Source organism: Vibrio sp. 10N.222.52.B7 (assembly GCF_041474275.1).
GTDB classification, from domain to species: domain Bacteria; phylum Pseudomonadota; class Gammaproteobacteria; order Enterobacterales; family Vibrionaceae; genus Vibrio; species Vibrio crassostreae_C.
On sequence record NZ_JBFRTU010000165.1, the window covers coordinates 1 to 542 of the forward strand.

Sequence of the window (542 nt, forward strand, 5' to 3'; positions counted from 1 at the left end):
TTGTCGTGGTTGTCATACATTTTATGGCCATTACTTGTGTTAACCGTCTTGGCCACATTCTCGTATTTCTTTAGCACGCTCGCTAACTTCATTGCCGCACCGTTCAACGGTTTACTCGCGGAAAAAGTTGAAGAGTTGTTGAGCGGTAAAAAAGTTAATGACGATGGTTTACTTGATGTCCTCAAAGATACCCCACGTATATTAGCGAGAGAATGGCGCAAGCTTGTCTACATTCTGCCAAAAGCGATCGGTTTATTCCTACTTTTGTTAATTCCAGCACTAGGGCAAACCGTTGCTCCGTTTTTATGGTTCATTTTCACAGCATGGATGTTAGCGATTCAATACGCTGACTACCCGTTCGATAATCATAAAATCAAGTTCGATGACATGAGAAACAATTTGAAACAAAAACAAGGTAAGAGCTACAGCTTCGGTGCGCTTGTTTCTGTTTTCACGACCATTCCAATTTTAAACCTGATTGTAATGCCCGTTGCCGTTTGTGGCGCAACAGCAATGTGGGTTGCTGAGTTTAAAGACCAAGC

General features: G+C 42.3%; 1 protein-coding gene. It reads left to right on the top strand.

Going from position 1 to position 542, the window contains the following annotated elements:
• Window positions 1-542, top strand: a 542-nt coding sequence (cysZ, locus tag AB4512_RS22035; RefSeq protein ID WP_372175677.1) for a sulfate transporter CysZ, incomplete at both ends; no start/stop codon positions are given.